General features: G+C 62.7%; 21 protein-coding genes. 15 read left to right on the top strand and 6 right to left on the bottom strand.

Going from position 1 to position 20,742, the window contains the following annotated elements; translation table 11 throughout:
• The first annotated feature begins 171 nt into the window (after positions 1-171).
• Both apbC and dcd read left to right on the top strand, forming a co-directional pair.
• Positions 172-987, top strand: a complete 816-nt coding sequence (apbC, locus tag DWB85_RS11770; RefSeq protein ID WP_117954800.1) for an iron-sulfur cluster carrier protein ApbC — start codon at positions 172-174, stop codon at positions 985-987.
• A gap of 14 nt (positions 988-1,001) precedes the next feature.
• Positions 1,002-1,571, top strand: coding sequence for a dCTP deaminase (gene dcd / locus DWB85_RS11765; RefSeq protein WP_117954798.1), 570 nt, complete (start codon positions 1,002-1,004; stop codon positions 1,569-1,571).
• A gap of 11 nt (positions 1,572-1,582) precedes the next feature.
• Here the strand turns inward: dcd and DWB85_RS11760 are convergent, their stop codons facing one another.
• From DWB85_RS11760 to purM, 3 genes are read right to left on the bottom strand one after another with little or no spacing between them, the layout of a single operon-like run.
• Positions 1,583-2,302, bottom strand: coding sequence for a DUF3108 domain-containing protein (locus DWB85_RS11760; protein ID WP_239017306.1), 720 nt, complete (start codon positions 2,300-2,302; stop codon positions 1,583-1,585).
• Positions 2,295-2,960: a phosphoribosylglycinamide formyltransferase gene (gene purN / locus DWB85_RS11755; protein ID WP_117954797.1), complete on the bottom strand. Its 666-nt coding sequence runs from the start codon at positions 2,958-2,960 to the stop codon at positions 2,295-2,297. Before purN ends, DWB85_RS11760 begins: the two co-directional genes overlap by 8 nt.
• On the bottom strand, positions 2,957-3,997 hold the full coding sequence (gene purM, locus DWB85_RS11750) for a phosphoribosylformylglycinamidine cyclo-ligase (RefSeq protein WP_117954795.1): 1,041 nt from the start codon (positions 3,995-3,997) through the stop codon (positions 2,957-2,959). Before purM ends, purN begins: the two co-directional genes overlap by 4 nt.
• 159 nt (positions 3,998-4,156) lie before the next feature.
• Between purM and DWB85_RS11745 the strand changes: the two genes are divergently transcribed.
• The 5 genes from DWB85_RS11745 to DWB85_RS19870 all read left to right on the top strand — a co-directional run bounded on the left by DWB85_RS11745 (position 4,157) and on the right by DWB85_RS19870 (position 8,134).
• Positions 4,157-5,194 carry a DUF2066 domain-containing protein gene (locus DWB85_RS11745; protein WP_117954793.1) on the top strand — a complete coding sequence of 346 codons (1,038 nt, stop codon included), beginning with the start codon at positions 4,157-4,159 and terminating at the stop codon, positions 5,192-5,194.
• Positions 5,182-6,264, top strand: a complete 1,083-nt coding sequence (locus tag DWB85_RS11740; protein WP_117954791.1) for an AI-2E family transporter — start codon at positions 5,182-5,184, stop codon at positions 6,262-6,264. The genes DWB85_RS11745 and DWB85_RS11740 overlap by 13 nt, the downstream gene beginning before the upstream one ends.
• A 1-nt stretch (position 6,265) precedes the next feature.
• A complete protein-coding gene (hda, locus tag DWB85_RS11735) occupies positions 6,266-6,964 on the top strand; it encodes a DnaA regulatory inactivator Hda (RefSeq protein WP_117954789.1) in 699 nt (232 codons plus the stop codon).
• Between the two features lie 172 nt (positions 6,965-7,136).
• A complete protein-coding gene (locus tag DWB85_RS11730; RefSeq protein WP_117954787.1) occupies positions 7,137-7,640 on the top strand; it encodes a methyl-accepting chemotaxis protein in 504 nt (167 codons plus the stop codon).
• On the top strand, positions 7,637-8,134 hold the full coding sequence (locus DWB85_RS19870; RefSeq protein ID WP_117954785.1) for a pilin: 498 nt from the start codon (positions 7,637-7,639) through the stop codon (positions 8,132-8,134). Before DWB85_RS11730 ends, DWB85_RS19870 begins: the two co-directional genes overlap by 4 nt.
• A gap of 68 nt (positions 8,135-8,202) precedes the next feature.
• Here the strand turns inward: DWB85_RS19870 and DWB85_RS11720 are convergent, their stop codons facing one another.
• Positions 8,203-8,901 carry a LolA family protein gene (locus DWB85_RS11720; RefSeq protein WP_117954783.1) on the bottom strand — a complete coding sequence of 233 codons (699 nt, stop codon included), beginning with the start codon at positions 8,899-8,901 and terminating at the stop codon, positions 8,203-8,205.
• A gap of 61 nt (positions 8,902-8,962) precedes the next feature.
• A complete protein-coding gene (locus DWB85_RS11715; RefSeq protein WP_117954781.1) occupies positions 8,963-9,844 on the bottom strand; it encodes an AraC family transcriptional regulator in 882 nt (293 codons plus the stop codon).
• Between the two features lie 135 nt (positions 9,845-9,979).
• Between DWB85_RS11715 and DWB85_RS11710 the strand changes: the two genes are divergently transcribed.
• The 5 genes from DWB85_RS11710 to mmsB all read left to right on the top strand — a co-directional run bounded on the left by DWB85_RS11710 (position 9,980) and on the right by mmsB (position 15,594).
• Complete coding sequence (locus DWB85_RS11710) at positions 9,980-11,476, top strand: CoA-acylating methylmalonate-semialdehyde dehydrogenase (protein ID WP_117954779.1); 1,497 nt, start codon at positions 9,980-9,982, stop codon at positions 11,474-11,476.
• A 59-nt stretch (positions 11,477-11,535) separates the two neighbouring features.
• Positions 11,536-12,696 carry an acyl-CoA dehydrogenase family protein gene (locus DWB85_RS11705; RefSeq protein ID WP_117954777.1) on the top strand — a complete coding sequence of 387 codons (1,161 nt, stop codon included), beginning with the start codon at positions 11,536-11,538 and terminating at the stop codon, positions 12,694-12,696.
• A complete protein-coding gene (locus DWB85_RS11700) occupies positions 12,693-13,481 on the top strand; it encodes an enoyl-CoA hydratase (RefSeq protein ID WP_117954775.1) in 789 nt (262 codons plus the stop codon). Before DWB85_RS11705 ends, DWB85_RS11700 begins: the two co-directional genes overlap by 4 nt.
• Positions 13,481-14,593, top strand: coding sequence for an enoyl-CoA hydratase/isomerase family protein (locus DWB85_RS11695; protein WP_162846102.1), 1,113 nt, complete (start codon positions 13,481-13,483; stop codon positions 14,591-14,593). Before DWB85_RS11700 ends, DWB85_RS11695 begins: the two co-directional genes overlap by 1 nt.
• A 113-nt stretch (positions 14,594-14,706) precedes the next feature.
• Entirely contained in the window at positions 14,707-15,594 is an 888-nt protein-coding gene (gene mmsB, locus DWB85_RS11690) for a 3-hydroxyisobutyrate dehydrogenase (RefSeq protein WP_117954771.1), read from the top strand.
• A 28-nt stretch (positions 15,595-15,622) separates the two neighbouring features.
• Here mmsB and DWB85_RS11685 read toward each other — a convergent pair whose 3' ends face one another.
• Complete coding sequence (locus DWB85_RS11685) at positions 15,623-16,975, bottom strand: malonyl-CoA decarboxylase (protein ID WP_117954769.1); 1,353 nt, start codon at positions 16,973-16,975, stop codon at positions 15,623-15,625.
• Positions 16,976-17,324: 349 nt separating this feature from the next.
• Here DWB85_RS11685 and recA point away from each other — a divergent pair, with 349 nt between their 5' ends.
• The 3 genes from recA to DWB85_RS11665 all read left to right on the top strand — a co-directional run bounded on the left by recA (position 17,325) and on the right by DWB85_RS11665 (position 20,730).
• Positions 17,325-18,368, top strand: coding sequence for a recombinase RecA (gene recA, locus DWB85_RS11680; RefSeq protein ID WP_117954767.1), 1,044 nt, complete (start codon positions 17,325-17,327; stop codon positions 18,366-18,368).
• 94 nt (positions 18,369-18,462) lie between these two features.
• Positions 18,463-18,963, top strand: coding sequence for a regulatory protein RecX (locus DWB85_RS11675; RefSeq protein ID WP_117954765.1), 501 nt, complete (start codon positions 18,463-18,465; stop codon positions 18,961-18,963).
• A gap of 363 nt (positions 18,964-19,326) precedes the next feature.
• Positions 19,327-20,730, top strand: coding sequence for an MBL fold metallo-hydrolase RNA specificity domain-containing protein (locus DWB85_RS11665; protein WP_117954761.1), 1,404 nt, complete (start codon positions 19,327-19,329; stop codon positions 20,728-20,730).
• The last annotated feature ends 12 nt before the right edge of the window (positions 20,731-20,742 follow it).

Genomic DNA, 20,742 nt, shown 5'->3' with positions numbered 1-20,742 from the left:
ACTTTGCCGCGGCTGTGGCGCAGCACCGCGGCCCCGCTGGACAAGGGCGGTGAACGCAGGGCGCAGAACCCGCCCCGGTAGTGGCCGCGGCCGCCTTCAGTCCGTATACTAGCGGCCTCAGTAGCGGGCCGCCGCCCCCGGCTTTGGCCCACAGATTCGACGCGAAATCCCATGAATGAAATCAAGCATATAATCGCCATTGCCTCGGGCAAGGGCGGAGTCGGCAAATCCACGACGGCGGTCAACCTGGCGCTGGCGCTACAGGCCCGCGGCGCCGCGGTGGGGCTCCTCGATGCCGATATTTACGGACCCAGCCAGCAGTTGATGCTGGGCGTGGCGGAGGGCGAGCGGCCGGAGCAACAGGGCGGGCAGTACCTGTTGCCGATCAAGGCCCTGGGCCTCAAGACCATGTCCATGGGCTACCTGGTGACCGAAAAGACCCCCATGGTCTGGCGCGGCCCCATGGCCGGCGGTGCGCTGGCGCAGATGCTGGAGCAGACTCTCTGGGGGCCGCTGGACTACCTGATCATCGATATGCCGCCGGGGACCGGCGATGTGCAGCTGACTCTGTCCCAGAAAGCCTCGCTTGCCGGCGCGGTGATTGTGACCACTCCCCAGGATATCGCCCTGCTGGACGCCCAGAAGGGCATAGAGATGTTCCGCAAGGTAGATGTGCCGATTCTCGGCGTGGTAGAGAATATGGCGTTGCACCGCTGCAGCAATTGCGGTCATGAAGAGCACATTTTTGGCGAGCAGGGCGGCGAGCGTATTGCCGCTGAATACGGTGTGCCGCTGCTGGCCAGCCTGCCCCTGGACCGGCGCATCCGGGAACAGACCGACGCCGGCAGTCCGACGGTGATTGCCGACCCGGAGTCGCCGGTCACTGCCCTGTACCTGCAGATGGCCGACCGTTTGATGGCGGCACTGGATGCGGCGGGAGGCGATGCCGTGCGGCATTTCCCCGAAATCAAGATTTCAGACGACTGAATGGAAACCAATACGTGAGTATCAAAGCAGACAAGTGGATCCGCCGTATGGCGCAGGAGCACGGCATGATAGAGCCCTATGAGGCCGGCCAGGTACGTACTGGTGAGACGGGGGACAGGCTGATTTCCTTCGGCACTTCCAGCTACGGCTACGACGTGCGCTGCTCTGACGAATTCAAGGTGTTTACCAATATCAATTCCGCCACCGTTGACCCCAAGGGCTTTGACGAGGGCAGTTTTGTCGATGTGAAAAGTGATGTCTGCGTCATTCCTCCCAACTCCTTTGCCCTTGCCCGCACGGTGGAGTTCTTCCGCATTCCGCGCAACGTCTTGACTATCTGCCTGGGGAAGTCGACCTACGCCCGCTGCGGCATCATCGTCAATGTGACCCCGCTGGAGCCGGAGTGGGAAGGGCACGTCACGCTGGAATTTTCCAACACCACTACCCTGCCGGCGAAAATTTACGCCAACGAGGGTGTGGCGCAGATGCTGTTCTTCGAGTCTGACGAAGTGTGCGAGGTCAGCTACAAGGACCGTGGCGGTAAATACCAGGGCCAGACCGGGGTTACCCTCCCCAAGGCCTGAGTCCCCGCGGCTCAGTCGGCCTTGTCGCCCACGCTGGCGCTGGTGAGTATGGCCTCCACGGGCTTGCCATCTTCCACGTGGACGGTTTTCACCATGAGGTAGTCCAGTGCAGGTGCCACCCAGGTGTCTGACTTGCGATCGGGGTCGTCGTGGAGACGCTCGAAGTGCAGGGTCTCCAGCTTGCCCACGGGGGTGTCCAGGGTCTCTTCCCCCACGTACTGCAGCTGGTAGTCCTTGACGCGCTTGCCGTCGGCAACGGTCATGAAAATATCTTCTCTTGGCGTGGGATCATTGAGCAGGAACAGGCGCACCTGCTCCTGCTGGCTCATCCGGTCCAGGGTGCCCTCTTCGTAGGGCAGGTCGTACCACTGGTCCTTGTACAGGCTGCGGAGCGTCTCGCTACCCGGGGTGAAGTGTACCTCGCGGCGGCGATTGATCAGGCCGGTACCCTGGTACACGTAGGACTTGGGAATAATGGTTGCGCCGTCAACCGAGAACACACTCATCTCGTGAAAGCCCACTACCATGATCTTGCCGCCATTGGTGAGGGTGTAGCTGCCGTCGCCGTTTTCTTCCAGTTTGCGATTGAGGGTGAGCGCGAGGCCCCGGGCAGTGGTCTTGTACTGGGCGGAGTAAGGTTGCAGTTTTTTCTGCTCCCCGGCGAGGGCAGCCGGGGATGACATGGCGAGCAGTGTCGCCAGGGCCGCCACAGGCAGGGCTTGATTAATCAATGCCCGGTACATAGTCGATGCCCGAGGCAGGTATGCGTTTACCATCCAGTGTTGCTCCCTGTTCATCGAGTTGCAGTCGGTGCTGCAACTGCCATTTTGCGGCAATAGGGTAAATGACATGCTCCTGCACAATTACTCTTGCTGCCAGTGCTTCCGGCGTGTCGCCGGGGTTTATTGGGACTCTTGCCTGTATGACCGGCGGACCACCATCAAGTTCGGGAGTCACGAAGTGCACGGTGACGCCGGCTTCGCTGTCGCCCGCGGCAAGCGCCCGCCGGTGGGTGTCCAGTCCCGGGTATTTTGGCAGCAGGGATGGATGAATGTTCAATAATTTCCCGGTAAAAGGTGTAATAAATACCGGTGTCAGTATCCGCATGAAGCCCGCGAGGATCACCAGGTCCGGCTCCACTGGCTGCAGTTTGGCCACCAGTGCGGCATCGAAAGCCTCGCGGCTGGGGAACTCGCGGTGATTCACGCAGGCTGTGGGAATACCCGCGGCGGCGGCGCGCGCCAGGCCCGCCGCATCCGGGTTGTTGCTGAGTACCAGGGCGATCGAGGCGTCCAGGTCCCCGGATTCGCAGGCATCGATAAACGCCTGCAGGTTGGAACCGCGCCCGGAAATCAGTATGGCAATGCGGGCTTTGCCGGAAGTGTTCACGGCGTGAGCTCTACCTCGTTGGTGCCGGCGGTAATCACCCCGATTTGCCAGGCCCTATGACCGGACTGTTGCAGCAGGTCGATGGTGGCCATGGCATCTTCGGCGGCCACACAAACGACCATGCCGACCCCGCAGTTGAAGGTGCGATACATTTCGCGGGTTGCCACGTTGCCCTGTGCCTGCAGCCACTGGAATACCTCGGGCCATTGCCAGCTGGCGGTATCAATGCGGGCATTACAGTCGTCCGGTAAAACCCGGGGAAGGTTTTCCAGCAGACCGCCCCCGGTAATGTGGGACAGGGCCTTCACCTCCACTGCGGCAAAGAGTTGCAGCAGGGCCTGGACGTAAATCGTGGTGGGGGCCAGCAGCGCTTCCCCCAGGGTGGTGTCCGCCAGCGGCTGGCCGAGATCGGCGCCGCTGACCTCGATGATCTTGCGAACCAGGGAGTAGCCATTGGAGTGCGCACCGCTGCTGCCAATGCCAATCAGTGCATCGCCCTCGCCAACCTTGCTGCCATCGATAATGGCGGATTTTTCCACCACCCCGACGCAGAAGCCGGCCAGGTCGTAGTCCTCGCCCTCGTACATGCCCGGCATTTCGGCGGTCTCACCGCCGACCAGCGCGCAGCCGGCCAGTTCACAGCCGCGACCGATACCCTCGACCACATCGGCGGCGGTGTCCACGTTGAGGGCGCCGGTGGCGTAATAGTCGAGGAAAAACAGCGGCTCGGCGCCCGCTACCACCAGGTCGTTGACACACATGGCCACCAGGTCGATGCCAATCGTGTTGTGGATGCCGAGGTCCATGGCCAGGCGCAGCTTGGTGCCTACCCCGTCGGTGCCGGAAACCAGGATCGGTTCCCTGTAGCCCGCCGGTATTTCACACAGGGCGCCAAAGCCTCCCAGCCCGCCCAGCACTTCCGGCCTGGCCGTCTTGCGCGACACGCCCTTGATGCGTTCTACCAGGGCATTGCCTGCATCGATGTTGACCCCAGCGTCCTGGTAGCTGAGGGAGGGCTGCTTGCTGTCACTGCTCATGGTGTCGGGCGATCCGTGGAGTTAGGGAGGGGCGCCATTTTAGTACGACTCGGCCTGGGGCGCACCTGTCATAATGCTGAAATTGGATCGCGCTGCACCTGTCCGGAAAGGAAAGGGCTGCTACAATGCGGCGTTCTCGGGTTTATTCAGGATTCCAGCGTGTCCAAGTCCATCCAGTGGCTGTTTATGGCCCTGACCCTATTTGCCGGGGCGGCCGCGGCAGAGGTGGTCAGGAACCTGCACTCTGCCCAGGTGCCGGTCAGCAACCAGAGCAGCAGCGCCCTGGCCAGTGCCTCCCGGGACGCCCTGGCTGAGGTCCTGGTCAAGGTCTCCGGCAGTGAAGAGGTGTTACAGCACCCTGATATCGTCACCGCGTTGGCGGAGGCGCGCAGTCATGTGCAGCAATACGCCTACGTCCGCAATGACCGGGACAGCGATGAGCTGAGCGCCCGGTTTGAATTTGATGACTCCTACATCAATCGTTTGCTGACCAATGCCCGGCTGCCGCTGTGGACGGCCAACCGGCCCCGGGTGCTGGTCTGGATGGCGGTGGAGATGGAAGGGGCCCGCCAGTTGGTGAGCTTTGCCGATACCCCGGAACTGGCTGCCCAGCTGGTGACCGCGTTCGAGCGCAGGGGGGTGCCGCTGCAACTGCCGCTGTTCGACCTGGCGGATGCGACGGCGATCAGCGTGGACGATGTCTGGGAGCAGCGTGGCCCGGTGGTCCAGTCTGCATCGGCGCGCTACCGCGCGGAACATCTGCTGGTAGGCAGGGCGGTGGTGTTATCCAGCGGCCAGTGGACGGGTGACTGGAGTTATTTCTTCGGTATTCATCGCCTGGACCGCGGCAGCCAGACGCCCGCCGCGGCGGGCTTTATACGCGACGGTGTGGCCCTGGCCGCCGAGGAGATGGCATCCCGGTATGCGGTGGCGCCGACCGGGGCGGCGGACGACAGGGTGCGCATGGTGGTCAGTGGCGTGGTGAGCTTCAGTGATTACACCGCTATAGTGAACTGGCTGGAAAGCCTGGAGCTGATCGAGCACGCCAACGTCGAGTCCATCAATGGTGAGCGGGTCGAATTCGGCCTGGATACCGCCGCTGACGCCGCCCAGCTTGCCACCATTATCGAACTCAACAAGCGCCTGCAGCGCGAGGGCGACCTGCCCGGGCAACTGGTTTACCAGTGGACCAACTAGACCCCTCGGAACGCATGGACATGTACCGCTGGCCGGTGGCCCTGGCGGTCGCCCTGTTACTGGGTGTGGCGCTGTACCTGTTACAGCCCATTCTCTCGCCTTTCGTGCTGGGCGGCCTTATCGCCTATCTGGGTGATCCGCTGGTGGACCGGCTGGAAGCAAAGGGGGTGGGGCGTACCCTGGCAGTGGCGATTGTGTTTTTGCTGTTCACCGCGATTGTCGCTGTCGCCCTGGTGTTTGCGCTGCCGATGTTACTGATCCAGCTGGACGCGCTGGTCGGCAAGATTCCGCAAATCTATAACTGGTTTATCGGCGAGGCGGTGCCCTGGCTACAGCAGCGCCTGGACCTGCCGGCGAAAACCCTGCCGCGGGTGGACTGGACGGGACAGCTGGCAGACAACTGGCAGTCGGTGGGCAAATTCACCGCCCAGTCATTGAAGAAAATTAGCGGCTCTGGCGCCAGTATGCTGTTGGGGCTGGCCAATCTTGCCCTGGTGCCGGTGGTTGCGTTTTATCTCATGCGCGACTGGGACCGGCTGATGAAAAAGACCCTGGCGCTGTTCCCGCTGGCCTGGCAGGAAAAGACCGTGGAACTGGCGGCGGAAGCGGACGAGGTGGTCGGTGCCTTCCTGCGCGGCCAGTTCCTGGTGATGTGTGCACTGGGGGCGATGTACTCGGCGGGCCTGTGGCTGGTGGGCCTGCAGCTGGCCATGCTGCTGGGGGTGATTGCCGGGCTTGCCAGTATCGTCCCCTACCTGGGCTTTATCGTCGGTATTGTCGCCTCGCTGATCGCTGCCTGGATCCAGTTCGGCGACTGGACCATGCTGCTCTGGGTGGGCCTGGTGTTTGCCGTTGGCCAGGCAGTGGAAAGCATGCTGCTGACCCCGATACTGGTGGGTGACCGTATCGGCCTGCACCCGGTGGCGGTGATCTTCGCGCTGATGGCCGGGGGCCAGGTTGCGGGGTTTGTGGGGGTGGTGCTGGCGCTGCCGGCCGCCGCCGTGATCATGGTTTTCCTGCGCCATGCCATGCACCACTACCGTTCCAGCGACCTGTATGGGGGGGACTAGCATGGCCCAATCCGGCCGCCAACTGCCGCTGCTGGTGCAGTTGCGGGACGATGCCACCCTGGACAATTTCCTCGCCGCCGACACCTCGGCCGCGCTGCTCGAAGCCGTGCGCGAGATGAGCGCGGGACAGGGTGAAGCGATGGTGTTCATTCATGGCGCCCAGGGCAGCGGCAAGTCCCACCTGCTGCAGGGGGCCTGCCATCTGGCCGGTGACAACGCCCTGTACCTGCCACTGCGGGAACTGTCGGTCTACCCCCCGGAAGAGGTGCTGTCGGGCGTGGAAACCCTGGGGCTTGTGGCGCTTGACGACCTGGATGTGGTGATGGGGCAGCAGGCCTGGGAGCACGCGCTGTTCGGCCTCTACAACCGGGCCCGGGAGTGGGGCTGCCGCCTGTTGATTGCCGCCGATGCCGCGCCCCGGGTCCTGGGTGTGGAGCTGGCGGACCTGCGCTCGCGGCTCAGCTGGGGTGTGGTTTACCAGCTGCTATCCGCCGATGACGAGCAAAAGCGGGCGATTTTGCAGTATCGCGCCTCCCGCCGGGGACTGAACCTGGGCGACGATGTCGCCGGCTTTATCGTCACCCGCGCGCCGCGGGACCTGAGCCAGCTGCTCGACCTGCTGGACCAGCTGGACCGGGCGTCCCTGGCCCGCAAACGGGCACTTTCCATTCCCTTTGTGAAGCAGGTACTGGGCTGGTAAGCAGTGTGCCCGCCAGGGGCCACCCAGAGGGCCATGTGGCAGCAACCGCGCGCTCAGGGTAGTCAGGCTGTGAGCCCGGTCACAGTCTTAACCGAGGATTCTGCTTTCGCGGTTGTTACCGGCCCTGCAGTTACCGTATTCTTGCGCGATAACAGGGGTGATAGGGGCAGTCATGCAAAATCGGCGTAAAACGGTAGTCATCAATCGAAAATTCCAGCATCACTATGCCATTGTGCTGGTGGCGATGACAGTGCTGGTGGCAAACCTGATTCTGATTGCCGGCATGTTGATGCCCGGGGACCTGGCCCTGCAGCTATCCTCCTCTTCTGCGCTGCTCATAGGGCTGGTGGAGTTGCTGCTGGTGTGTGGCGTCTGGTACCTGAGCCTGCGCTCAACCCACCGTATCGCCGGCCCCATTTTTGTGTTTTCCAGGCAACTGCGCGCCTTTGGCGCCGGCGACCTGACCGTACGCATAAGCCTGCGCGACAAGGATATGTTCCAGGACGAAGCCGCGGAGATTAATGGCGGCCTGGAGCAGTTGTGCACCACGGTGGCGGAGGTGAAGACCCTGGCGGAGGAAGCGCGGGCTGCCCAGGCGGCCGGTGGTGACGTGAAGGCCTCGCTGGACAGGTTGCTGGCGGTCACGGGGCAGCTGAAGACGGAGGCGAATTCATGAGTATGAAACCTGAATCTGGACGCCTGCCCGCAACTGGTCCTGCCTCCGGGCAGAGCGGTTTTACCGTGATCGAGCTGATGATCGTGGTCACCATTGTCAGCATTCTGGCGGTGATCGCTATGCCCGCCTACGTGGAATACGCCACCCGCTCCAAGGTCTCGGAGGCGATGGGGTTTATGGGGGAGGCGAAGACCTCGGTCAGCGAGTACTTTTATACAAACGGTTACGAATGGCCTGATAGTAATGAAAAGGCCGGATTGCCCACAGCTGACGACTACGATGCCTATGACTATATTCTGAGGTTGGAAGTCTCCTCGTCGACTCCCCCCACGGGCGTTATCACGGTCACTCTGGATTTACCGAACACTCCGGCAGACGAAAAAAAGCTGCAACTGGTGCCCAGTACCTCCACGGGCGAGATTGTATGGGTCTGTAAACCTGCCGACACAGACGGCGTCGAGAACAAATACGCTCCCGCCAACTGCCGTATCTAGGCGAACCACTGTCGGCGCCCATCCCCGGGCGCCGACAACCTTAAGCCAGGCGAAGCCAAACGCCTCCGTTATTTCATCTTCTGTTTGTCAGTGTCCCGGGGCCAGCGGGTCGAGAACAGTTCGGGATTGAGCTGCAGGTTGCGGGCGACGAAGCTGTAGGTCAGGGTAATTTCCTCACCCTGCGCGGAGGCAGTGAGGACCTGCTGGGTCGGCGTCCACGACGCCTGGTCTATCCACAGCTGGGCCTTGCCCATCACCGCCCGGGTCTTTTCCTCCTCCGGGGTCAACTCCAGCCCCAGAGTGCGGCTGTCGGCGATGTCCCGCTCACCCAGGGAGGTCAGCAGGTAACCGTCCTTGAGGTCCTTGCCGCTGTCGGTGAAGCCCAGGCGGATGAACGGTTCCATGCGGTTCTTGTGGCGCGACAGGGAGTACTCTTCCACCCGCTTTTCCGCCGGGTAGTGAATGTACAGCGTTTTCTTCTCAACCAGGTAGGTGCGCTCCTTGGGGGCGTCGGCATCCAGCCGGATACGCCCCTTCCTGTCCATGAAAACAGTACCCTGTTCCCGGCTCAGTTCCTCGCCCCCGAGGTCGCGGCGGACAACTTCCACCCGGGCCATGACCGTCTCGAAGTCGTCGGCCTGGCGGTCCACCTGTTTCAGCGCGTCGTCCAGGTCCCAGCTGATTTTCGGGCCATCGGCCAATGCCGGTGCCGCCAGCAGGGCACAGGCGGCGATTGGCAGGCTGAGGTGCTTCAGTGTGCGTAACATGGGCAGCTCCCGTTGCGTGTTGTTGCTTGCAAGATTAGCGCAATTCGCTCGCCTGTGGCAGTCACTTGCGGCTGGAGGCCCGATATTGCCGTGCCGAACTGCCGATGGTCTGGCGGAACAGGCGGGAAAAGTACAGCGGGTCCTCGTAGCCCACCCGGCGGGCGATTTCCCCGACGCCGAGTTCCGTGGTGTCGAGCAGGTGGCAGGCGTGTTCGATTTTCATGTTGAGGAAGTGGCGGATGGGTGAATAGCCGGTGAGTGCTTTGTAGCGACTGGAAAAGTGGTACTTGGACATGTTCGCCACCTGCGCCAGGGCATCCAGGGTCAGTGGCTGGTCGATGTGTTCGAGCATGTAAGCCTGCACATGTTCCAGTTCGAAGCCGGTCTGCAGCCTGCCGGCGTGGGCGCTCATTTCCAGGGAAATCTGGGTCAGCAGGTGGCGCAGCTGGTTGGCGGCATTGATAAAGGCCCGGGTGGAGTAGCCCGTGCGGCGGACTTCCAGCAGGCTGGTGAAGGCCCCGATCAGCAGCGGCGAGACCCCGGCGTCGGCCAGTGGTCGCCCCTCGCGGTAACCCAGGTACTGCATGAGGATGCCGGTGCTCGCGCCCTGGAAGTGCGCCCAGTACAGCGTCCAGGGCTCGATGGGGTCGGCCTGGTAGGCATGGGCCAGGCCCTGCGGCAGCAGCATGATATTGCCCGGTGCGACCTCGCCGGACCAGTCGCCGGCGCGCAGGATGCCGCCGCCGGCGGTGCAATATAACAGCAGGTTGTCATCGTGCCGCTCGCGCTGCATGCGGTGCCCGGCGGCGGCCGGGTAGTAGCCCATGGCGGTGGGGTAGCAGTCCTTGGTAAGCGGGTGACGCGCCAGTTTTTCCACCATAAACGCCGGGGTCAGGAAGCGTATGCCCTGCTCCGGCAGGGGCCACTGGGACGGTTTGCTCATGCTGCTGTGACGACCACTCTCGCTTTGTCTTTGTAGCAATATAGTCCATAAACTTAGCAATTTCGTCAATGTGCAGCAGTCTGGCCGGGTGCTACCTTAGGCGACTGTTTTTTGTCCAAACGCATGGTGATAACAATGACCCAGCAAGTCCCCCTGTTTATTAACGGCGAGTTTGTCCACAGCAAGTCCACTGAGAAGATGCCGGTGACCAACCCCGCCAACCAGCAACTGCTGGCCGAGGTCCCCTTTGCCACCCACGAGGAAGTTGAGGCCGCCGTCGCCTGCGCGAAAGAGACCTTCAAGACCTGGAAGGACACCCCGGTGATGGAGCGCTGTCGCCTGATGATGCGCTACACGCACCTGCTGAAAGAACACCACGACGAGCTGGGTGAGCTGCTGGCCCAGGACACCGGCAAGACCTTTGAGGACGCCAAGGGGGACGTGTGGCGCGGTATCGAAGTCGTCGAGCAGGCGGCCAACACCGGCTCCAACATGATGGGCGAAACGGTGGAAAACGTGGCCAGCGGCATTGACACCTACAGCTACCTGCAGCCGATCGGTGTGGTGGCGGGCATTACCCCGTTCAACTTCCCCGCCATGATCCCGCTGTGGATGTATCCCCTGGCGATCGCCTGCGGCAACACCTTCATTCTCAAGCCTTCCGAGCAGGACCCGCTGACCCCGGTGCGCCTGGTGGAGCTGTTTGTCGAGGCCGGCGCGCCGAAGGGCGTGCTGAACATGGTGCACGGCGGCGCCGAGCAGGTGGACCAGATCCTCAACCACCGGGACATCGCCGCGGTGTCATTCGTCGGCTCGTCACGCGTGGGTGAGCACATTTACCGGACCGGCACCGCCGCCGGCAAGCGCGTGCAGTGCATGATGGGCGCCAAGAACCACATGGTGGTGATGCCCGATGCCGACAAGAACGCCACCCTCAACGCCCTGGTGGGGGCCTCCGCCGGCGCCGCCGGCCAGCGCTGCATGGCGATTTCCGTGGCGGTGTTAGTGGGTGAGGCCAAGGATTGGGTCGAGGAACTGGCCGAGCGCATGGCCACAGCCCGGCCCGGCGCCTGGGATGACGCCGGTGCCGCCTACGGCCCGATCATTTCCAAAACCGCGCACCAGCGGGTGATCAGCCTGATTAACAAGGGCAAGGAGGAGGGCGCCACCTGCCTGCTGGACGGCAGCGATGTGGTGGTCGAGGGCCTGCCCGACGGTAACTGGGTCGGCTCCACCCTGTTTGCCGACGTGACCCCTGAAATGTCCATCTACAGGGAGGAGATATTCGGCCCGGTATTGTGCTGCATGGCGGTCGACACGCTGGACGAGGCCATCGAGCTGGTCAACAGGCTGGAGGTCGGCAACGGCACCTCTATCTTCACCCAGTCCGGCGGTGCGGCGCGCAAGTACCAGCACGAGATCCTGGTGGGTCAGGTGGGCATCAACATTCCCATCCCGGTACCCCTGCCGATGTTCTCCTTCACCGGCTGGCGCGGTTCCTTCCGTGGCGACCTGCACGCCTACGGCAAGCAGGCGGTGCGTTTCTACACCGAAACCAAGACCATTACCGCCAAGTGGACCCACGTGGAAGAGACCAGCAAGCAGCCAAATATGAGCATCAACCTGCGCTGATAAGTAAAAGGAGGGACTTTAACTCCCCCCTTCTGCCACAACAATAAGGAGGCACCGCGGTGGATTTTTCCCTCAGTGAAGACCAGAAGGCCTTTGTCGACAGCGCCCGCGCGTTCGCCGCGGGCGCCCTCGCGCCCAAGGCGGCAGAGTGGGACGAGGCGTCCTTCTTTCCCAAGGCGGTGCTCGCCCAGGCCGGTGAACTCGGCTTCATGGGCATGTACACACCGGAGTCCGCCGGTGGCCTGGATATGTCGCGACTGGATGCCAGCCTGATCGTGGAGGAACTGGCCAGGGGCTGTACCACCACCGCGGCCTTTCTTACCATCCACAATATGGCCACCAGCATGGTGGGAAAGTACTGCTCCCAGGCTGTTATCGACCAGTGGTGCCCGGAGCTGGTAATGGGTACCAGGCTGGCGTCTTACTGCCTGACCGAGCCCGGCGCCGGCTCCGACGCTGGCTCCCTGCGCACCAGCGCCCAGCGCGACGGCGACCATTACCTCGTCAATGGCTCCAAGGTGTTTATCTCCGGCGCCGGCGACACCGATGTGCTGGTGGTAATGCTGCGCACGGGCGGCGATGGCCCGCGGGGGATTTCCGCGTTGCTGGTCCCCGCCGATGCCGAGGGCATCAGCTACGGCAAGAAGGAGGACAAGATGGGCTGGAACGCCCAGCCCACTCGCATGGTCACCTTCGACAATGTGCGGGTGCCGGTGGCCAATCGCCTGGGCGAGGAGGGCCAGGGCTTCGCCATCGCCATGGAGGGGCTGGATGGCGGTCGTATCAATATCGCCACCTGTTCCATCGGTACCGCCCAGCAGGCGCTGGAGGAAGCGGTGGCCTATGTGCAGGAGCGCCGGCAGTTCGATACTGCGATTGCTGAATTCCAGGCAACCCAGTTCAAGCTGGCGGACATGCTGACTGAACTGGTCGCGGCCCGCCAGATGGTGCGGCTCGCCGCCAGCAAGCTGGACAACAGGGACAGCCAGGCGTCAACCTACTGCGCCATGGCCAAACGCTTCGCCACCGATGTCGGTTTTACTGTCTGTAACGATGCGCTGCAGCTGTTCGGTGGCTATGGCTATATCAAGGAGTACCCGATGGAGCGGCATGTGCGCGATACCCGTGTGCACCAGATCCTGGAGGGTACCAATGAAATCATGCGCGTCATTATTGCGCGCCGCCTGTTAATGGAAGGCGCCCTGGAGGTTATCAAATGAGCCTGAGCAACACTGAAAAACTGAAGGTCGAGGTAGTCGGCCACGTGGCGAGGATTACCATCGACAACCCGGCGGCCAATACCTGGGATGCCGAGAGCCTGCCCGGTCTCGCCGACCTGGTGGAAAAACTCAACGCCGACCGGAATATCTATGCGCTGGTGATTACCGGCGCCGGGGAAAAGTTCTTCTCCGCCGGCGCTGACCTGAAAATCTTCGCCGATGGCGACCCCGGGGCCGCCGGCGCAATGGCGGCCCACTTCGGCAAGGCCTTTGAAACCCTGGCGGACTTTCGCGGGGTATCCATTGCCGCGATCAATGGTTTCGCCATGGGCGGCGGCCTGGAAGTGGCCATGGCCTGCGATATCCGGATCGCCGAGGAACAGGCGCAAATGGCCCTGCCGGAAGCCCGGGTCGGCCTGCTGCCCTGCGCCGGCGGCACCCAGCGCCTGACCCAGCTGGTGGGGGAGGGATGGGCCAAGCGCATGATTCTGTGCGGTGAGCGGATCAGGGCCGCCAGGGCGGAACAGATTGGGCTGGTGGAAGAGGTGGTGCCGGGCGGTACGGCCCTGGAACACGCCATGGCCCTGGCCGAGCAGGTGGGCGAGCAGAGCCCGATCTCGGTGAGCGCCTGCAAGCGGCTGATTCACAGTGCCCGCGATATCTGCATTGCCCAGGGCCTGGCAGATGAGCGCAGCGAGTTTGTTGAGCTGTTCTCCACCGCCGACCAGCGCGAAGGGGTCAACGCCTTCCTGGAGAAGCGCAAACCCGAGTGGAAGAATCGCTGATGGTTGCCCCGGTTCTGTTTGCAGAGATCCCCGCCGCGGCGGGCAAGCTGGGGCGGATTACGCTCAGCGTCGAGGCGACCCTCAATTCCCTTACCCTGGAGATGGTCGACCTGTTGCAGCAGCGGCTCGATGCCTGGGCCGCGGATGACAGCATCGCCGCCGTCTTTATCGAGGGCGCCGGCGACAAGGCGTTTTGCGCCGGGGGCGATGTCCAGGCGCTGTATAGGTCTGCAGTGGAGCAGCCCGGCGGCCCCTGTGAGTACGCCGAGGCATTCTTTGCCCGGGAATACCGCCTGAATTACGCCTTGCACACCTATGCCAAACCGCTCATTTGCTGGGGCCACGGCATCGTCATGGGTGGCGGCCTCGGGGTGATGGCCGGCTGTTCCCACCGGGTGGTGACCGAGCGCACCCGTATTGCCATGCCCGAGATCACCATCGCCCTGTTCCCGGATGTTGGCGGCAGCTGGTTCCTCAATCATGCACCGGGCAAGACCGGCGAATTCCTGGCCCTGACCGGAGCCTCGATTAATGCCGCCGATGCTATCTACATCGGCATCGCTGATCGCTTTATCGCCAGCGAGCACAAGGACGCGGTGATCTCCGGGCTGCTCAAGCAGCAATGGGACGCCGAGCCGGCACTCAATCACGCCTTGGTGCGGCACGTGCTGCGACCATTTGCGGAACAGAGTATTGCAGCCTCCCCGGCGGGGCAGGTGGAACCCCATGCGGCGACCATCGCCCAGTTGCTGGATGGCGATGACATCCACGATATTATTGACAAGATTACTTCCCAGGATACCGACGACCCCTGGCTGGCCAAGGCCCGCGACAGCCTGGCTCAAGGCTCCAGGCTGGCAGCCCTGTGGATCGACCGGCAACTGTGGGAGACCCGGCACGCCGGGCTGGCGGCAATATTCCAGGCGGAGATTCAGCTGGCCACCAATATCGTCCGTCACCCCGAGTTTGCCGAGGGGGTGCGTGCGCTGCTGATCGACAAGGACCGCAATCCCCGGTGGCAGTACTCGGATTCGCGGGACATTCCGCCGGCCTTGCTGGACCAGTTCTTTACCCCACCCTGGGGCGAGAACCCGCTGGCGGATCTGGGCTGATCCGGCAGGCGGACACTGACGGTGGTATCCCGGTGCGGTCCGGGAGCCGCTGAGTTTAAAAAATAGAGGGCCGCGCCGGTTTGGCCGGAGCGCAGGAAACAAGGGAGAGCAGCATGGCAAAAGTAGCATTTATCGGCCTGGGCAACATGGGTGGCCCCATGGCCAAAAACCTGGCGGCAGCGGGTCACGAGCTGACGGTTTTCGACCTTGTACCCGCCGCCTGCGCGGAACTGGCTGAAGCCGGCGCCGCCGTCGCCGAGTCTGCCGCGGCAGCGGTTGTCGACAGGGATTACGTCATCTCCATGCTGCCCGCCGGCAAGCACGTGGCCGCCACCTATCTGGGCGCCGACGGCCTGCTGGCCCGGCTGGACAAAGCCACCACGGTACTGGACTGTTCCACCATCGACGCCGCCACCGCGCGGGAAGTGGGCGAGGCCGCGGCTGCTGCCGGTATCGGCTTTATGGATGCCCCTGTCTCCGGTGGTGTCGCCGCTGCCGCCGCGGGCACCCTGGCCTTTATGTGTGGTGGCAGTGCCGACACCTTTGCCAGGGCGAAGCTGATTCTCGCCGCCATGGGTAAAAACATTTTCCACGCCGGTCCCGCCGGCGCCGGTCAGGTGGCCAAGGGCTGTAACAACATGTTGCTCGCCATTCACATGATCGGCACCTGCGAGGCTCTGGAAATGGGAGCACGCAATGGCCTGGACCCGGCGGTGCTGTCGGAAATCATGCTCGCCAGTTCCGGGCGTAACTGGTCGCTGGAGGTGTACAACCCCTATCCCGGGGTCATGGCAAATGCCCCTGCCAGCAATGACTACAAACCGGGGTTCATGGTCGATCTGATGGCCAAGGACCTGGGGCTGGCGCTGGAAATCGCCGAGCAGGCCGGGGTGGACAATCGCATGGGCCAGCTGGCCGGAGCACTCTACCGGGCCCACCAGGAGGCGGGAAATGGCCGGCGGGATTTCTCCAGCATACTGGAGCGCCTCCGGGAGCCGTAGTCCGGGCGGCCGGCGCACCGGGTAACGCTCAGTCAAGCAAACGGGAGACCGATCGGGATACGCTGATCCTGCCCTCGTCGAAGTATTCCTCGTGGTTGATTTCGATCTTCTGCAGGTCGTACAGGTAATTGACCATGATGCTGGCGGATTGCTCGCGGCCATTGGCGGTGGTATCGGCGCCCCAGTGAATGTTGTGCAGGCGGGCGCCATTGCCCAGGTGGAAGCGGGCGACCGGGTCCCGGGCCAGGTCCCCTGATTTCTCGTTGATCAGGTAGTGCGCGCAGAGCCGCATCAGCGCTGCCTGCACCTCTCCTTCCACTACCCGGCCCACCGGTTGCCGGACCTTGTCATGAAGCTTGTCCGCCACCAGTCCATCCAGGTCCGCCTTCTGCAACCAGCGCCGGAAACCCGGCACCGGTGACAGGGTGACAAAAGTTTTGAGCCCAGCCATTTCCTTGTTCAGTACCTCGACCACGTTCTTGATCAGGAAGTTGCCGAAGGAAATGCCGGCCAGACCGGGGTGACAATTGCTGATGGAATAAAACACCACGGTGTTGACCGCGGCAGCGGCGATGGTCTCGCGGCCCGGGTCCAGCAGCGGCGCAATGGCTCCGGGGACGGCATTGGTGAGTGCGACTTCCACAAACACCAGCGGGTCATCCCCCATGGCAGGATGGAAGAAGGCAAAGCAGCGCCGGTCCTCGCGCAGGCGGCCGCGCAGGTCGTCCCAGCCGTTGATCTGGTGTACCGCCTCGTAGGCAATGAGTTTTTCCAGCACATTGGCGGGGGAGGTCCAGCCGATGCTGCGCAGCTCGAGAAAGCCCTTGTTAAACCAGGAAATGAACAGGTGCTTGAGGTCGGAGTCGACCGCCTTCAGTTCGGGATTGGCGCGCAGGACCCGGAGCAGGTCGCCGCGCAGGGCCACCAGCGTGCGGGTGCCTCCCGGGGCCATGTTGATGCGGCGGAACAGCTTTTGCCGGGGCGCCTCCACCGCCCGGCTGATGGCCAGCAGGTGATCCAGGTCCGGGCACTCGCGATAGCGTTCGCTGGCCGCCAGGATGGCGTCCCGGTCGGTGTCGAAGCGGGTGGCAAGTTGCCGGAAAAAGGTCAGCTGCTCGTCGCCGGAGAGCCTCTTGTAGGCTACAGTGATCTCCTGGGCCAGGGCCAGCCCCGAGGCCTCGCCGCGATGATCCAGGAGTTCGTCGCACAGCGCCACCTGGGATTCGGTGGCCCCGCGGGGAGCGTCACCGAACGGTCGCCGTTTGGCGAGAATTTCCCGGCCGGCGGAGATGACCGAGGTCAGGGCCCGGCCCAGGACAGTGACATTCTCCTCCGGGGGCTGCAGGGGTATTTCTTCCTGATCGCTGTCGTTCGGTGACATGGGTAAAACTCTCTAAGCTATGCTGTACTTTGGTTGCGGCCCACTGGAACTCGCCAGGGCGACGCCGGCCGACAGACAAGAATACAACACTTGCCGGCAGCTGTGGTGCCGACATCCGCCGGCCCCGGTCCCCTCTACGGCCCCGTTGCGGCTTGCGGCTCCCGACCACCTGTCGCCAAATCACACAGGTGATTCCTGCTGACCGAATTTAATGGCTTGCAGGGCTTGCAATTCAATTTCAAAGCACTGAGTATATGTACAGTAGTTTTACTGTATGGCCCCAGGGACATACGCCGGATCACCAGGGGATAAATGACAAGTGGTAAAAAAGCGTAACGGGAGCAAGAACATGGATGCGAACAAAGAAAAAGCGTTGGAAGCGGCACTGACCCAGATCGAACGGCAGTTCGGCAAGGGCACGGTCATGCGCATGGGCGACAGGGAGCCGGAGGCGATTCCCGCCATTTCCACCGGATCGCTGGGCCTGGACATCGCCCTCGGCATCGGCGGCCTGCCCAAGGGCCGGATCTGTGAAATCTACGGCCCCGAGTCCTCGGGCAAGACCACGCTTACCCTGCAGGTGATAGCGGAGGCCCAGAAGGCCGGCGGTACCGCCGCGTTTATCGATGCCGAGCACGCCCTGGATCCCCAGTACGCGGAGAAACTTGGCGTACAAATGGACGAGTTGATCATGTCCCAGCCGGACACTGGCGAGCAGGCACTGGAAGTGGCCGAAATGCTGGTGCGCTCGGGCGCGGTGGATGTACTGGTGGTGGATTCCGTTGCCGCACTGACCCCCAAGGCCGAGATCGAGGGTGAGATGGGCGATTCCCACGTGGGCCTGCAGGCCCGCCTGTTGAGCCAGGCCATGCGCAAACTGACCGCGGCCATCAAGCAGACCAACTGCCTGGTGATCTTCATTAACCAGATCCGGATGAAGATCGGCGTCATGTTCGGCTCTCCGGAAACCACCACCGGCGGTAATGCGCTCAAGTTCTACTCTTCGGTACGCCTGGACATTCGCCGGATCGGCGCGGTGAAAGACGGCGATGAGGTGGTGGGCAACGAGACCCGGGTGAAGGTGGTGAAGAACAAGGTGTCGCCGCCCTTCAAGCAGGCCGAATTCCAGATCATGTATGGCAAGGGTATCTACCACATGGGCGAGGTGATCGACTGGGGCGTCAAGCTCAACCTGGTGGACAAGTCTGGTGCCTGGTACGCCTACAAGGGTGACAAGATCGGTCAGGGCAAGGCCAATGCCTCCAAGTTCCTGGAAGACAACCCGGCGGTGGCAAGTGAAATCGAATCTGCTATTCGCGCCCAGACCCTGAATGTGGGCAAGCCCGGCGCGGCGGAAAAGGCGACTGCCGGGGCCGACGCTGAGCAGGATTAATTCTGCTCGATGCCTGAAACTTTTCTGACGTTTCCCACGAGGCGCCGGGGCTCCACTTATCCCACACTCGGCCCCGGCGCCTTTTTTATTTTCCATGGCTGATTCCCGGTACAGCGACGACTCCAGCGAAGGGGACCTCGGGCCGCTCACGGCGGTGAATCCCGCCGATATTCGCATGGCTGCGATGGATCTGCTGGCGCGCCGCGAGCACTCCCGGCGAGAGCTCAAACAGAAACTGGCCCGGCGCTTTGCCGATGAGGGATTGATTGAGGAGCAGCTCGATCGATTGACGGAAGAAAACCTGCAGTCCGATGCCAGGTATGCCGAGAGCTTTTTGCGGCAGCGGATTTCCCGCGGCCACGGGCCGATGCGGATTCGCCAGGAGATGCGCCAGAAGGGCATCAGCGACGGGGAAATCACTGCCGCCCTGGACGCCGAGGGAGCGGACTGGTTCGCACTGGCCGAGCAGGCTTTCCAGCGCAAGTTCGGCGTGCTCCCGGCTGCAGATATCAAGGAAAATTCACGGCGCAACCGCTTCATGCAGTACCGGGGCTTCTCGCTGGAACACTACCAGCACCTGCTCGAAGAGTCCTGATCAGTATTGGACGGCTTGCCCGCACCTTCTTTATCGCGCCGCCAGCCGGAGTAAACACAGGCTGTACGCACCGCAAGAATGAGGCATACTGGCTGACTGTTTACGCAAGCAACGGGGAGGCTTGCTGCACGTGAACTATCGTCTATTGACCCTTCGGTGTCTGCTGACCCTTGCGGTCGCACTTTTTGTCTGTGGCCTGGCTGCAGGGGAGCCCATTCGGTCCCACCATGCCGCCAGGACGCTGGAGATATACCGGCACATAGTCGAGGTCGATACCCCCAAGGCCGCCTTTTATGGCGCGTTTGACCACTACAGTATTGTCTTGAAAACGCTCGCCGGGCGAGCAGATTAGTGGAATAAATAATGGCTGACCTGACTTTTCTTGGCGCTGCACGTGAGGTGACGGGCTCCTGCCACCTGCTGGAATCACCCGCCCTGGGCAGGGTGCTGCTGGACTGCGGCATGCACCAGGGTGGCGATGCGGTGGAGCGAATCCAGGATGAGGAGTTCGCCTTCGACCCGCAGACTATCGATGCGGTGTTGCTGTCCCACGCTCACCTTGACCATTCCGGGCTCCTGCCCCGCCTGTACCGGGAGGGATTTCGCGGCATGGTTGTTTGCACCCGGGCCACGGCGGAGTTGCTGGACATCATGCTCCACGATTCGGTGGGCCTCTACCTGCGCGACCTCGAGCGCACCAACCTGCGTCGCACTCGTCGCGGGCGCAAGCCGGTCGAGCCGGTCTACGACCAGGAGGACGTGGAGGGCGTGCTGGGGCTCTGTAAGTCCTGTCGTTACGGGGAGTCCCGCCCGCTGGGTGATGGCGCCGCCGTGGTATTTCATGATGCGGGCCATATTCTCGGTTCCTCTATCGTGGAGGTGCACCTGCGGGAACAGGGCGAGCAGAAAACCCTGGTCTTCTCCGGCGACCTGGGCAAGACCGACTCGGTGCTGATGAACGAGCCCACGCAGCTGCAACAGGCAGACGTGGTACTGATGGAAAGCACCTATGGTGACCGGGAGCATCGCGCGGAAGAGGATACCCAGGTGCAACTGGGGGAGATCCTGCGGGAGACCTGGCGCCGGGGCGGCAGTGTGATGATCCCCGCTTTCGCCGTTGGTAGAACCCAGGACGTCCTGTTTCACCTGGGATGCCTGTACCAGGCCGGCGAACTGGATAACTGGGAAGTTTTTCTCGATAGCCCGATGGCGATTGCCGTGACCCGGGTCTACGACCGCTGGCTGGATCTGTTGGACGGTGACGAAGTTCGTCACCTCAGTGACGCCCACCGGGCCTCCCTGGAAACCTTCCTGCCCACCCTCAAGCTGGCAGTTGATACTGAAGATTCAATGGCGATTAACCGCATCAAAAGTGGCGCGATTATTATCGCCGGTAGTGGCATGTGCACGGGCGGGCGAATTCGTCACCACTTCAAGCAGCGGATCTGGGACGATCGCAACACCATCATCTTTACCGGCTACCAGGCCCGGGGAACCCTCGGGCGCATACTCGTCGATGGTGCCCGCAAGGTGAAGCTGTTCAATGAGCAGTATGTGATCAAGGCGCAGATAGAGACCCTCGGCGGGCTATCGGCTCATGCGGGTCAGGCCGGGTTGCTCAACTGGATATCTGCTTTCAAGCCCCAGCCGCGAACCCTGCTGGTGCACGGGGAAGCCGATGCCCAGAAAGCGCTGCAGGCGAAGTTACTGCAGGACCAGGGCCTGGCGGTGGAGATTCCCGGCCGCGGCGAACGTGTCCGCTTTTAGTTGCGCCGGTAT

The organism is Seongchinamella sediminis, assembly GCF_003457605.1.
In the GTDB taxonomy this organism is placed as follows: domain Bacteria; phylum Pseudomonadota; class Gammaproteobacteria; order Pseudomonadales; family Halieaceae; genus Halioglobus; species Halioglobus sediminis.
This window is presented reverse-complemented; position numbering and strand designations above follow the sequence as displayed.